Source organism: Actinoallomurus sp. CA-150999 (assembly GCF_050942425.1).
Classification (GTDB): domain Bacteria; phylum Actinomycetota; class Actinomycetes; order Streptosporangiales; family Streptosporangiaceae; genus Actinoallomurus.
Window position 1 is genome coordinate 6284549 of sequence record NZ_CP192063.1, and the last position, 12625, is coordinate 6297173.

Sequence of the window (12625 nt, forward strand, 5' to 3'; positions counted from 1 at the left end):
AGCGGGTCACGTCCGGCGCTCAGTGATGCGTAGGGTGACGGCTGCGCTCGCGGCGAGCAGCAGCACCGACACTCCGGCGAGCAGGCCGAGTGAGACCGGGTGCGGAGAATGGGAACCCGACAGGGCGTGGATGAGCGGATTGATCGGCGAGGCCCAGCGGACGAGCAGCATCACCAGCAGCGCGGCCAGCGCGACGACGAGGGCGACGCCGACTCGGGGAATGACCGGCCGCGAGGTGAGCAGCCCGAGTGCGTTGCCGACGAGTGCGGCGGCCAGTTGGGCGACCGTTCCAGCGGCCAGGGCACCGGCCGTGACGGTGTGATGGCCGATCGCGATCGGGATTGTCATTCCGAGCGTGATCAGGAGGAGGTCGCCGGTGAGTGCCGCAGCGATCGTCGCGGCGAGCACCCGCCGGGCACCGCCGGCGGCCACGGTGATGACCTGCCGCTGCACGGCGTCCTCGTGGTCGATCAGGGCGACGGTCATCCACGTGGCGCAGGTGACGATGGCGGCCACGCAGAACGAGTAGGTCTGCCACAGCGGGCCGGCGTCGGAGCCGGTGCCCACCGAAAGCGCGGCAAGGAAGACGAGTGTGGGCGGTAGGTATCGCTGGGAGAGGACCATGCTGCTCATCAGGTACCGGTAGAGCGCGATCAACGTGGCTCTCCCCTACCGTGAACCGTCGGCACGTCCGCGGCACCGACCTCGGCGATCGACCAGCCGAGCGCGACGGCGTCGACGACAAGCCGGTCGTGCGCGCCGGACGCGACCAGGAGGTGGACGGCTCCGTCGCGCCGGTCCGCGCCCACCACGCCGGGCAGCGCGGGCCAGTCGGGTTCGCTGGATGGACGCGGGCGGCCGGGAGCGGGTACGAGCACGACCCGGATCACGGCCGGGGACGGAACCGAGGGCATTCGAGGTGGCGGTTCGGCGATGCCCGTAAGCCTCCCCTGGTCGATCCGGCACATACGGGTGGCCTGCGCGCCGGTGACCGCCTCCCGGTGATCGGTGAAGATCACCGCGCCGCCGTCGCGGGCGGTCTCGGCCATCAGTGCGCCAAGCGTCGGGTGGACCGAGGCGTCCAGGCCCGACCACGGTTCGTCGAGGATGAGCAGATCCGGTCGTACGAGCAGCGCCTGCGCCACCGCGACCTTCTGCGCGTTGCCCTTGGACAGCCTCCGGATGGGGGTGTCGGCGCCACCGGCCAGCGCGAGGCGGTCCAGCAGGTCGGCGGCCCGCCGGGTGGCGGCCGGTGTCCGCAGTCCCCGGATCCGGCCGACGTGTCGCAGGTAGGCCAGGGCCGACATGCGCTCGTGGGCCGGGAAGCGCTCTGGGACGTAGCCGACGACACCGGCGGTGCGCGTGAGGCGTCCGGACGACGGCGATGACAGCCCGGCGATGATCCTCAGGAGTGTCGACTTGCCCGATCCGTTGCCGCCGGTGACGGTGAGGATATCGGCAGGCCATACTTCCAGGTCGACGTCGGTCAGCACGGTACGGCCGCGGCCGTACCGCTTGAAGACCGAATGCAGCGTGACCACCGCCGATCGTTCCAGGGCCGTCACCGATGCGTTTCTCCCGTCCGTTCTCATCGTCGCCTCGCCGATGCTCGGCGTGCCAGGACGCCATCATTCGACTTCGCCTGAGGAGGAGTCTGCCGGGCCGGAGGACGCCGGTGAAGCGTGTGAACCCGACTCTGTCGTGGGTGCTACCGCGTATCAGCCCGGTACAAGGGCCCGGCTCCGTCGCGCAGATGAGCGAGGACGGCCAGGACCCGCCGGTGGACATGCGGGCCGTCGGGGATGGTGAGCTTGCGGTAGACGGCCGCGCAGTGCTTCTCGACCGTCCGCTCGCTCAGCGTGAGCCGCTCGGCGATGGCCTGGTTGGACAGGCCCTCGGCCATCAACGCGACGATTTCGCGCTCGCGGGAGCTCAGCTCGCCGATCCCGTCGCCGTGGTGCCGTTCGACGAGGACGCGGACGACTTCGGGATCCAGCGCCGATCCGCCAGAGGCGACCCGGCGTACCGCGTCCGCGAACTCGGCGATGTCACCGATGCGCTCCTTGAGCAGGTAGCCAATGCCCTCGGCACCGTCGCGCAGGAGATCGAGCGCATAGGTCACCCGCACATACTGGGACAGTACGAGAACGCCGACCCCGGGGTGCCGGGCCCGGATCCGCCGAGCGGCCCGCAGTCCCTCGTCGGTGTGGCTCGGCGGCATCCGGATGTCGACGAGCGCCACGTCCGGCCCTACCCTCGCCACCAACTCCAGCAGGCCGTCCGCATCCTGGGCGGTGCCGACCACGTCGAAGCCCATCTCGGTCAGGATCCGGCAGAGTCCTTCCCGCAGCAGGGCCGCGTCCTCCGCGACGATCACTCGCACGGCAGCTCTCCCCGAAGCGTCGTGCCCGCGGCTGGGCCGTCGGTGACGACCAGCCGGCCGTCGAGGGCCGCGAACCGGTCGGCCAGCCCCTGCAGGCCGGTGCCGCGGCCGGAGTCCGCGCCGCCCACACCGTCGTCGGTGACGGTGACGACGATCCGCCCGTCCTCCGACGCCACACCCACCCATGCCGCATCGGCCCGCGCGTGCTTGGCCACATTGGTCAGCGCCTCGGCGACCAGGTAGTAGGCCGCGGCCTCCACCGCCTCCGCCAGTGGTTCGCGCAGCCTCCACTCCACGGTCACCGGGACCGTCGCCGACCACACCAGTTCTTCCACCGCGGCGCGCAGCCCACGCTCGGTGAGCACGGCCGGGTGGATGCCCTGGCCAAGTCGACGCAACTCCTCCTGCGCACCGGCCAAGGCATCACGGGCCTCGGCCAACGCCGCCAGCGCCGCCGCCGGATCACTGGCCAGGCGGGCCTCGGCGAGCCCCAGCGTCATGGCCGTCGAGATCAGTCGCTGCTGCGCACCGTCGTGCAGATTACGCTCGATACGCCGTCGTTCGGCCGTGGCCGCCTCGACGACACGCACCCGGGAGGCGCGCAACTCGGCCATTCGGCCGTCCAGTTCGGCCTGCAGCTCAGCCCGCCGCAGGCGAAGGAGAGTCGTGAGAAGTGCAGTGGGCACGGTGGCCAGCGCCGCGCAGTAGAACACGAAGGACGGCAGAAGCAGCCCAGGAGCGAACCACATCCCCAACAGGTCGGCCGCCAGGGCGATCATCACGAGTCCACCCGCGGCCGTCACCGGCCCCGTGAGCCGCCGCGCGGCGGCGTCGGCTCGCCGCAGCCGCGACAGCAGTACGACCAGGGCGGCGAGCGCGAGAACGACGCCGATCGCGTACTCGACATCGAACAGCCCGAGGGCCTCCCCAGCCGCGCCGACCCCACGGGCGCCCTGACCCGATCCGCCGGCGAGAGCGGTGGCCACGAAATGCAGTGGCCCCGCGTCGAGGTAAGCCGCCAGGACCAGGAGCCGGGTCGCGCGGGAGGCCGGCCGATCAGCCGAAAGGCGGAGCAGCGCATGGACCAACAGCACGACGTACAGGCTGGCGCAGGAGTTCCCGACGAAGGTCAGGACGGGAACGTGCGCCCAGGTCAGCAGGTGCGCGAACCAGACGAGACCCGCCACAGCCAGCAACGGACCGCCACGGACGCTGGACCGTCGACGCCATGCCAACAGGCCACTGATCACGAAGGACCATCCCACGAGCACGGCGAGGATCACGTACGTCGTGATCAGCACGCCGACCCGGCTGAGGACCAGCCCACTCGCGCAAATCCCGATGACAGACCCGAGCAGGCCACAGACGACCATCGCGAGGGTTCGCGTGCTCAACCTGTGGCCTGCGCCGCTCCGGCCCATGAAGGTTCGAACGCTCACCTGATCGACGAGGACTTTCTCCGCTACTGGCACTCGGACAGTGTCCCCCGCACCTGTACGGGAGCGAACCGCGCCACCGCTGATACCCACTCGTCGCCGATCGGTGGCGGCCGGAAAAATCGTCTCGGCCTTCAGGGTGCCCGATGTACGCAGCATGCGATGGATGCACGCGCCGAAATGTCCTTCGTGACGGTGGAAATCGCTCCCGTAGGCAACTGCGATCCTCATGCCATGCAAGGGCGCCTCGGCGTCGCCGCACCTTACCTGCCGAACACCTCGGCGCATCCGTGACTTAGGCCTGGTGACCTAGTCTCACGATCATGTTCGGGTGGCGCTCGCTGAGCGCCTTCAGGGCGAGCAGGCTCTTGATGCTGGGTTCGCGCTCCTGCATGTAGGTTCCGGGTTCGACGCCGTTGTCCCAACCCCAGCGCGTGTGGCTGACGTCACCGGTCATGAGGACCGCACCTTTCGCGGTGCGGGCGAGGTAGGAGACGTGTCCGGTGGTGTGCCCCGGGGTCAGGATCGCGAAGAGCGAGCCGTCGCCGAACACGTCGTTGACACCTTCGAGCCTTCCGCCCGGGTCCTTGGTGAACTGGAGTTCCTCGAGCGGCGGCCGTCCGGCCAGGAGATGGTTGTTCGTGCCCTGGGCGAACAGGTTCAGGAAGAGTGACGCCTCCGCCTCATTGGCACCCGTGTAGATGGGGACGTCCTTGGGAACGTCCGGGAGTCCAGAGACGTGATCGAGGTGGAGATGGGTCATGAAGACCCCGTTCAGGGGAACTCCCTCCGCTTCGATGATCTCCGCGGTGCTCTGCTGAGGGTGCATCTTCTCGATGCCCCCGTATTTCCTCAGCATCATTCCGACCCCAACGCCTACGGGGTCCTCCACCAGCCGCCGTGAAACGCCCGTGTCCACCAGGAAGAAACCCTGCGTGGGGTGCCGCACGACATGGGCATAGATCTTGATGGGCTCCTTGTGGTCGGTGATCCCCGCCGCAACGGCCTTCGGGTGCTTGATGTTGAGCAGCCCCGTGATAGGGGCCTCCCAGTCCGCGCCGATCGTCTTGACCTCGACCGGCCCTGGCTCGTCGATCACGGACTCCATGGCCGCCGCGCTGATCTGCGCGCCGATATGGGCAGGCTTCGCCTTGTGGGTCGTGGTCTTGAAGGTAAGCATTTTCATGGTTGAACTCCTATTCCTTGATAACTGATAACTGGTGCAGACCGTCCCGCAAGCCGTGAGGCCGCGGGCCCCGTTCCAGCCGACGTGCCGCTGCTGACCGACGCGCTGCTCGCGGGCATAGGCGTCGAGGCGGGCGAGTTCGGGTGGGGGGTTTCTGCGAGGTCGACGCCTCTGTTCGGCTGAGACAGTCGGCCGTCGTGTCTGGTCGCCGACGCCCGACTGTCGAGCCGACCCTGTGTTGTCAGGCGTGGATGGGATGCCACGCGGCCATGTCGGTGATCTCGACGCGACCGAAGGGCTCGGGGAAGTGGACTCCGTAGCCGATGGTGTCCGGCTCGGCGAGTTCGAACAGGAGGTCCTCGCGCAGGCGGGTGGACTTCGCGTGGTCATGGTCGAAGGTGTTCTCCCACCGCGGGTGGATGACCTGGAGCGGGGAGTGGAAGGCGTCACCGAAGGCGATGACCTTCTTGCCGTCGGCGTTGATGACGTAGGCGGCGTGTCCGGCGCTGTGGCCGGGGGTGTACCGGACGGTGACACCCGGGAAGATTTCCTCTCCCTCGGCCACGGTGCGCACCCACGGCGCCATGGCGTTGATCATGTCGCCCATGCCCTGGGCCTCCGGGAAGTGGCGTTGGGACCACTCGGACTCGGCGACCAGGTAGGGAATGTCGGCGAACACGGGCCGGTCGCTGTCGGGGGCGGGGTGCCAGGCCCAGCCGAAGTGGTCGGCGTGCAGGTGGGTGAACGCGACCGCCTCGATGTCGGCGGGGGTGTAGCCGAGAGTGGCGAGGTTCTCGAGCAGCGCGCCGCCGGTGATCACGCCATAGGTGTTCAGCGGCGGGCCCATCGTGATCGGACCGGCCCCGGCGTCGATGAGCAGGGCGCGCCCGTCGCGCTCGACCAGCAGGCCGCCGACGCTGGCCATCAGGTGGCCGCCCTCGTCGAGGTGGTCGGCGTGCTCGGCCCAGAACTGCTCGTCGGGCTCGGGCAGCAGCATCCGTGCGTTGAGCGTGGCCTGGCCGTCCGGGACGAAGGTGAGCTTGGTCTCGCCGAGGGTGAGTGTCCGGATGCCCGAGGGGCTCCGGTGCCGCTCGCCGAGGTTCGTCGTGGTGTCCGTCATGGGACCGTCCTCCATTTAGATATGACCCGAAAGGTTCAGGTCATAACTATCATGGCTTGAAGCAGTCCGCTAGTCTGGAGGCATGGCGATGACGAACGCGCAGACAGAGGCGCAGTGGGAGCTCGGCAAGCTAGTGCACGACCTGGACATGCAGTGCGCCGCCCGAATGCGCGACTGGGTGACCCCGCTAGGCCTGACCGTCGCGCAGGCCTCGGCCCTGCGCGAGATGACCGGCCCGATGACGATGCGGGAGCTGGCTGTGAAGATGAGCTGCGAACCGTCGAACGCCACCATCGTGATCGACAAGCTCGAAACCCTGCAGCTGATAGAACGCCGCCCCCACCCCACCGACCGCCGCGCCAAGCAACTCGTCCTGACCGACGAAGGAACCGAGCTGCGGGAAAGAGTCTTGAAAGCGCTCGCCGAAGAACCCATCTTCACCGGCCTGACCCAGCAGCAGCTGGACACGCTCGAGAACCTGCTTCAGCAGGCCATCACCCCCCGCTGAGCCCCCAAGCCGAGCAGGTCGGCAGCCTGTGCCCGAAGCACGAATGCCGGCAGGCCGGGCGCCGTCCACCGGCCCGACGCAGCAGGGTGTCGCCGATGTCGTGCGATGAAGGCCATAACCCACATTGAGTCGATCTTGGCCGAGGAACATCGGTGGTTGGCGTCGACGTGCCGCATGCTAGATGCCCGCGTCGATCAGGTGGCTGCTGGGTGGGTGTAGCGGGGTCCGGTGGGGAGCAGGTGCTTGCGGACGAGTTTCTGCCAGCGGCGTTGCCGGTAGCGGTAGATCCATGCGGCTGTGAGGGCGACGATGCCGGTGAGGGGGCCGGCGTCGATGTCGACGGTGTCGCTGTAGCGGCAGCGGTGGTGGCCGGCCGGTTCGACGTGGAGGGTGTGGTTCCAGGCCTGCAGGATGCCGCCGTTCTCGCGTGAGCGCAGGGTTTGGGTGGCGTGGTCGACCTCGACCAGATGGATGGTGTGGCGGGAGAACGGGATTAGGTGGAACAGCCAGATCCACCCGGTGCCCTGCTCGCCTTCGCGGCAGGGCGCGGTGCGACCTGCCAGCGCGGGGAAGCCGAACAGGCCGCGGGTGACGTAGAGGAACGAGGCGGCGTGCTGCATCGCCTGCCAGACCGCATCGGCTGTGGTGGGCAGTTCGGTCTGCACGTGGATGGTCTTCACAAGTCCTCCGTGAGTTAGGGTTGCCTAACTATTGTGAGCAATGGCTCGGTTTACTGGCTACTCGCTTTTGTTGGAGGGCGTGACGGTGCCGGACCAGCGGCTGCGGCCCAGGAAGCGGCCGGGCCAGCAGCGGGCGATCGAGACCCGGCAGCGGCTGCTGGATGCGGCTGCTCGTGTTTTCTCCCAGTACGGGTACGCCGCGGGCACCACCAACCGCATCGCCGAGGCGGCTGGGCATTCGATCGGGTCGCTGTATCAGTACTTCCCCAACAAGGACGCCATCTTGGTGGAGCTGGCCACCGCACACGCCCAGGCCGGGATCGCCGCTATCGGCCGACACCTGGACGGCGGCCCACTACCGAAATCCTTGGAGGGCAAGATTCGGCTGTTCGTTCGCGCGGCCATCGACAACCATCGTGACGACCCGGCGTTGCACCGGGTCCTGTTCGAACAGGCGCCCCGCCCGCCCGAACTGCTGGAGTTCCTCCACGCCGCCGAACAGCGGGCCGTCGCCGCGGCCGGTGAGCTGCTGGCTGCCGACTCCCAGGTGACCGTCACCGACATCCCCATGGCCGCACGCCTCGTGGTGACCGCCATCGAATCCCTGGTCCACCGCTTCTTCGCCCATGGCCGGCCCGACGACGCCGACCGGTTCGAGGACGAACTGGTCGCCATGCTGATGCGGTACCTGACCCCGCCGCCTTAGACGGGCAGCGCCGCGGGCACGGAGTCCCGGACACCGCGTGCGCCGCGACCGTTCACTTGGCGGGTGCGGCGCCCTCGGCCAGGCGGACGAACTCCGCGAGGATCTCCGAGGCGACCACCGGGTCAAGATCGCCGAACGGGAGCCGGGTGCCGGAGAAGCGGCCGGTGAACAGCCACACCCGGGTGATCTCCTGCTCGGCGTACTCCTCGGGCGCGATTACGCGGATGCCGGGCTCGATCTGCACCATCAGATGCCGCTCGTCCGGCGTCATGAAACTGATCTGGCGCCGGAAGCCGCCGGTCTCCTTCTCACCGAGCTCCCAGCCGCGTCCCGTCATGCCGAGGATGCGGCCGAAGTGCACGGTCAGGCCGTCGAACCGGGTGAGGTTCCCGAGCTCGCGCTCCTCCTCCGTCAGCGCGTGCACGGCCCGTTCGAGCTGCGGAAACGGCTGAAGGATCTCATAGTCGGCGAACACCTGTCGCCAGGCGCCGACCTCCTCGCCGCCCAGCCGCAGCGGATGCGGCAGCACCACCCGGGCCGACTCCGAAAGCGTGAACTTGTCGTCGCCGACGTCGGCGAACGTGCGGTCCTCGGCGATCCGGAACGTGGTGACGACCCCGTCCGCCTCGGCGCTCCACACCAGGCGGCGGACGATGTGCCACAGCAGCGCATGCTCAACGAACAGGGACCGGAACTCCCCTGCCGTCCAGCCGCGGCCCGACACCATCGCCTGCTCCAGCCGCTTGATCTGCTCGGTAGCGGTGGTCCTGACCTCCTTCTTGAGATCGCCGAAGCGCTTGTACGCGGCGGGTGCCAGTGTCTGGTCGTCTTTGACCCCGGGCTTCGGCAGCGTCTTGCGGCGCTTGCCGTCCTCGTCCGTCACGTACGGCTTGAGCTCCTCGTCGAACCCGACCACGAAACGCCGGTGGCCGTAGTCCAGGGTCATACTGCCGTCGGCGTCCAACCCGAGGTCGGGGACGAGCCGATCGGCGAGTTGCTCGGGCGTCAACCCGCGGTCTTTGGCGATGCGGTTGAGGGCTCCCTCCGCCCAGGGCCGTATCCGCTTGGCGTCCTGCGCCTTCTGTGAGAGCCGATGCAGGTGGCGCAGCGCTGAATCCGTGCCGAGCCTGCTGAACACCTGCAAAGCCGAAGTTCCGCCGCGGTCCCAGACATACGCCTTCGACCAGCGGGCGACGCTGGGGGCGAGAAGATCGGCGACCTCGTCATTGGCCAGGTTGATCAGTGCCCACTGGACGCCGGGAGACGCCCACTTGTTGGAATCGTCCACCTGATACAGCGCCCAGGCGAACTCGGCGAGCGAGTCCGGGTCGCATGCCTCGACGACCTGCGTGAGGCCCGCGTACGGCTCCGACGGTGTCGAAATGGACACCATCGTGATGATGTGCCGGGTCGCGGCCGCGGGCAGAGCGAACTCGCGTCCCCGCAGCAGGATCCGCGGCAGCCGCTCGGGAGCGAAACCCGAGGGAACGGGGGGAAGCGGGTCCGGGTACCGGTCCAGCGGGTCGGTCTTCAGCGCGGCGATCGCCGCCACGGCCTCCTCACCGTAGTGACGGGCGGCCTCCACAACCGCGTCGTGCCCATGCCGCTCGGCGACCAGTCGCAGGGCCTCCTCGGCCTTCGTCCGTTTTGGACCGGGCTTGCGGAGGGCGTCCGGCACGGTCAGCCGCACCGCGGCCGGCCCGTGCTTCTCGAACCAGGACGTCGCCTGGTCGCCATTCGGATAGACGCCCCAATGCTTGATCATCACCTGAGCGACGTCCGCGTCCAGGAACGGATCCAGCGCGTAGAAGGCCCGCTTGTTCTTCGCCTCGTACAGCGCCATCGGGTACGCCGCCATCTCATGACGCGCCACGGCCGCCATCAATCCCCTGGACATCGGGTATCCGCTGAGGACGTCCCAGTAGCGCTCGTCGGCCAGCAGCTTCGCACCGAGTTCCAAAGGCGCCTGCGCGAACAGGCCGATGGCCAGGGCGTGGAGCCGCCGCTCCGGCTCCGACCGCACCCTCTCGGTGGCGAAGTCGTCGGCCACCCGCTCCCAGTCGGTGTCGTCCGGCAGACGCTCCCAGCCGTACTTCCCGTACGGTGCGTTCAGCCACTCCTCCCGCTGGCCCGGCGCCCACGCGACGACGGTCGGTTCCTTTGGCGCCTTCAGCCCCGTAAGGACGACCGGCTCCCTGCCCTTGGGATCCCGCTCCCACGGCGGATCCACGAGCAGGTCGGGCAGGGCGCTGGCGGGGGCATCCTTCAGTTCCGGCATCGCTCCAGGTTTCTGACGAGATCGGGGGAGGACCTCGGCGCACGCGCCGCGCTCGCCGAAGATCCATTCATCATCCCTGACTCGCGCCCCCGCCGTTTTGTTCCGGTCGCCGGAGCTGTTCCTGGCCGACCGGCGCCCTCACCCAGCAGTGCCCCACCCCCCGTCACCGACAATGCCGCACCGCGGTGTCTTCCCGCCGTACGTCGAAGGGGCAGCAGTCTTCGGGCTGCTGCCCCTTCGACGCTTCATGGACTCCCCCGCGAACCCGGTCCGCCTTCCGCGACTATTCGTTCAGCCGCTCGTCAGTGACAACGCCTAATTGATAGTAAAGCTCCTTTACATTAGTTGAATCGTGGGTTACCTTCTGACAAGGCCAATCCCACTCTCGTACGGCGAAGGCCGTGGAGGTAACGCATGGGCATCGGTTGGTTCGGTCGCGCGCTCGAACATGTGGGTGTGACCTTTACTGGTGTGCTTCTGGTCGGCACGGCCATGGCACCGGCAGGCATCGCGAAGACCGCCTCCGACGCCACCATGGCGCCGATCGGCTCCGGCTGGACCGAGTTCTTCCCCAAGACCCAACTCGATCAGCCGCCAGGCAAGACCCGTCACACACTGAGCAATGGCGAGCACCATTTCTGGGTACTCAGCACCGACCCCAGCACCTACCCGGGTCGCGACTCCGGCCCGCGCAGCGAAATGCGCTTCTTCAACGACTACACATCCGGCCAGGCGCAATTCCAGGCGGACATCAAGGTTGCCGCCGGCTGCTCACGCGCCTCAATCATGCAGATCTTCGGCGCGCCCGACAGGGCCACCGCCTTCATGGCATGGGCCATGCCCAACCGGCTCTCCTACTACGGCGACTCAACCATCTACTCCCCTCTCTACGACAAATATCTGCGGCTCAACGTCATCCACGACACCGCATCGCGCGACATAAGCGTCTACGTCAACGGCGTCGCCCATGGCACCTTCCAGGACCATGGCAGCGCCAACCACTACTTCAAGGTGGGCGTTTACCACCAGAAGGACATGTCCAGCCGCTGCGATGTGTACGTGAAGAACATCCACATCTACAAGAAGTAGGCCGTCGCCGGGACGGTCCAGCGCTTACGGCCCTTCCCGGTCGGGTCCAGGCTCATCAGCGCCATGTAGACGCACTTCAAAGCCGCGGCCTCGCTGGACGTGACCCGCCCGTCGCGATGCCTGCGTGGTGTACAGCGGTTCCATCGTTGATTGCCTTCGTCGAGCCCGCCTGGCCGCCGGACCGGTGTTGCCGTGCCCAGCCGACCCAGGTCGACGGCGTGCGGCTACGACATCGACTCGATCTCCTGCGTTCAGATGAGGAATAGGTGCACTCCGGCCTCCGCGACGTCTGAATCGATGCTTGCGAATTACCACGTTCGTTCGGTGCGGCTGGACCGGCGCGTTGGTTTCCTTGTCCGCACCAGCATCAGATTCACCAAGGAGACATGCACGTTGTCGAAGAAGAACTGGACAATCGCCGCGACTGTGGGCGCCGTTGTCTTCTCTTTGTCCGCCGCTGCCGTGTCGGCCGCCCAGCACACCCACGCGGCCGAGCAAACCGCGGCCGTGGCCGGTCACGGTGCGAAGCCGACCGTGGTCCTGATCCACGGCGCGTTCGCCGACGCGTCCAGCTGGGACGGCGAGGTCGCCCAGCTGCAAGCCGGTGGCTATCAGGTGATCGCGCCCGCCGTGCCACTGCGTGGTCTGGCCTCTGACGCCGCATACGTCACCAGCGTGGTACGCAGCATCAAGGGCCTGGTCGTGCTCGTCGGGCATTCCTACGGCGGCGCGGTCGCCACCGAGGTCGCAGCGAACGACCCGAAGCAGATCAAGGGGATCGTCTACGCCGCGGGGTTCATCCCGGCGAAGGGCGAAAACGTGCTGCAGTTGAGCAACAAGTTCCCGGGCTCCCTGCTCGGCCCGGCGACCAGCTACACCGTGAACGTCCCCGGTGGCACCGACCTCTACATCAAGCCTGCGGACTTCCACGCCGCGTTCGCCGCGGACCGTACCCCGGCCCAGGCCGCCGTCGCTGCCGCGACGCAGCGCCCGATTTCCCAGGCCGCGGCGGGTGAACCGGCGGCCGCGAGTGTTCCGGCAGGTATCCCGCTGTACGAGATCGTGGCCGGCCAGGACAAGATGATCCCGCCGCGCGCTGAAAGATTCATGGCGCGACGCGCGGGTGCGACCATCTACACGGTGAAATCCGCGCACGACATGCCGGTCTCGCACCCACAGATCATTGTCTCGGTGATCGAGCGCGCGGCTCGCTGAGTACGTTCCGCGACTCGTCGGCCC

General features: G+C 68.0%; 13 protein-coding genes. 5 read left to right on the forward strand and 8 right to left on the reverse strand.

Annotation, left to right across the window (positions count from 1 at the left end; translation table 11 throughout):
- Nucleotides 1–6: 6 nt before the first annotated feature.
- The 4 genes from ACQP2O_RS29115 to ACQP2O_RS29130 all read right to left on the reverse strand — a co-directional run bounded on the left by ACQP2O_RS29115 (nt 7) and on the right by ACQP2O_RS29130 (nt 3777).
- The gene (locus ACQP2O_RS29115) at nt 7–657 is read right to left on the reverse strand and encodes a hypothetical protein (protein WP_433170508.1); all 651 of its coding nucleotides are present in this window, start codon (nt 655–657) and stop codon (nt 7–9) included.
- Nucleotides 654–1565 carry an ATP-binding cassette domain-containing protein gene (locus ACQP2O_RS29120; RefSeq protein WP_433170510.1) on the reverse strand — a complete coding sequence of 304 codons (912 nt, stop codon included), beginning with the start codon at nt 1563–1565 and terminating at the stop codon, nt 654–656. The genes ACQP2O_RS29115 and ACQP2O_RS29120 overlap by 4 nt, the downstream gene beginning before the upstream one ends.
- Before the next feature lie 143 nt (nt 1566–1708).
- Nucleotides 1709–2383, reverse strand: coding sequence for a response regulator transcription factor (locus ACQP2O_RS29125; RefSeq protein ID WP_433170512.1), 675 nt, complete (start codon nt 2381–2383; stop codon nt 1709–1711).
- Complete coding sequence (locus ACQP2O_RS29130; RefSeq protein ID WP_433170514.1) at nt 2374–3777, reverse strand: sensor histidine kinase; 1404 nt, start codon at nt 3775–3777, stop codon at nt 2374–2376. The genes ACQP2O_RS29125 and ACQP2O_RS29130 overlap by 10 nt, the downstream gene beginning before the upstream one ends.
- A 204-nt stretch (nt 3778–3981) precedes the next feature.
- Here ACQP2O_RS29130 and ACQP2O_RS29135 point away from each other — a divergent pair, with 204 nt between their 5' ends.
- On the forward strand, nt 3982–4113 hold the full coding sequence (locus ACQP2O_RS29135; protein WP_433170516.1) for a hypothetical protein: 132 nt from the start codon (nt 3982–3984) through the stop codon (nt 4111–4113).
- A gap of 1 nt (nt 4114) precedes the next feature.
- Here ACQP2O_RS29135 and ACQP2O_RS29140 read toward each other — a convergent pair whose 3' ends face one another.
- Nucleotides 4115–5005, reverse strand: coding sequence for an MBL fold metallo-hydrolase (locus ACQP2O_RS29140; RefSeq protein ID WP_433170518.1), 891 nt, complete (start codon nt 5003–5005; stop codon nt 4115–4117).
- Nucleotides 5006–5246: 241 nt separating this feature from the next.
- A complete protein-coding gene (locus tag ACQP2O_RS29145; protein ID WP_433170520.1) occupies nt 5247–6125 on the reverse strand; it encodes an MBL fold metallo-hydrolase in 879 nt (292 codons plus the stop codon).
- 82 nt (nt 6126–6207) lie between these two features.
- Between ACQP2O_RS29145 and ACQP2O_RS29150 the strand changes: the two genes are divergently transcribed.
- Nucleotides 6208–6633 carry a MarR family winged helix-turn-helix transcriptional regulator gene (locus ACQP2O_RS29150; RefSeq protein WP_433170522.1) on the forward strand — a complete coding sequence of 142 codons (426 nt, stop codon included), beginning with the start codon at nt 6208–6210 and terminating at the stop codon, nt 6631–6633.
- A gap of 194 nt (nt 6634–6827) precedes the next feature.
- Here the strand turns inward: ACQP2O_RS29150 and ACQP2O_RS29155 are convergent, their stop codons facing one another.
- The gene (locus ACQP2O_RS29155; protein WP_433170524.1) at nt 6828–7313 is read right to left on the reverse strand and encodes a hypothetical protein; all 486 of its coding nucleotides are present in this window, start codon (nt 7311–7313) and stop codon (nt 6828–6830) included.
- Between the two features lie 79 nt (nt 7314–7392).
- Between ACQP2O_RS29155 and ACQP2O_RS29160 the strand changes: the two genes are divergently transcribed.
- Nucleotides 7393–8019, forward strand: coding sequence for a TetR/AcrR family transcriptional regulator (locus ACQP2O_RS29160; protein ID WP_433170525.1), 627 nt, complete (start codon nt 7393–7395; stop codon nt 8017–8019).
- A gap of 52 nt (nt 8020–8071) precedes the next feature.
- Here the strand turns inward: ACQP2O_RS29160 and ACQP2O_RS29165 are convergent, their stop codons facing one another.
- Nucleotides 8072–10297, reverse strand: a complete 2226-nt coding sequence (locus ACQP2O_RS29165) for a DUF4132 domain-containing protein (protein ID WP_433170527.1) — start codon at nt 10295–10297, stop codon at nt 8072–8074.
- A gap of 414 nt (nt 10298–10711) precedes the next feature.
- On the opposite strand from ACQP2O_RS29165, the gene ACQP2O_RS29170 reads away from it, so the two are divergent.
- Both ACQP2O_RS29170 and ACQP2O_RS29175 read left to right on the forward strand, forming a co-directional pair.
- Nucleotides 10712–11386, forward strand: a complete 675-nt coding sequence (locus tag ACQP2O_RS29170; protein WP_433170528.1) for a polysaccharide lyase family 7 protein — start codon at nt 10712–10714, stop codon at nt 11384–11386.
- 393 nt (nt 11387–11779) lie between these two features.
- Nucleotides 11780–12601 (forward strand): alpha/beta fold hydrolase, encoded by an 822-nt coding sequence (locus tag ACQP2O_RS29175; protein WP_433170530.1) that lies wholly within the window; start codon nt 11780–11782, stop codon nt 12599–12601.
- The last annotated feature ends 24 nt before the right edge of the window (nt 12602–12625 follow it).

Coding starts and splice junctions, on each gene's coding strand:
- ACQP2O_RS29135 (WP_433170516.1), top strand. CDS start 3,982: ATGGATGCACGCGCCGAAATGTCCTTCGTGACGGTGGAAATCGCTCCC.
- ACQP2O_RS29140 (WP_433170518.1), bottom strand. CDS start 5,005: ATGAAAATGCTTACCTTCAAGACCACGACCCACAAGGCGAAGCCTGCC.
- ACQP2O_RS29145 (WP_433170520.1), bottom strand. CDS start 6,125: ATGACGGACACCACGACGAACCTCGGCGAGCGGCACCGGAGCCCCTCG.
- ACQP2O_RS29150 (WP_433170522.1), top strand. CDS start 6,208: ATGGCGATGACGAACGCGCAGACAGAGGCGCAGTGGGAGCTCGGCAAG.
- ACQP2O_RS29165 (WP_433170527.1), bottom strand. CDS start 10,297: ATGCCGGAACTGAAGGATGCCCCCGCCAGCGCCCTGCCCGACCTGCTC.
- ACQP2O_RS29170 (WP_433170528.1), top strand. CDS start 10,712: ATGGGCATCGGTTGGTTCGGTCGCGCGCTCGAACATGTGGGTGTGACC.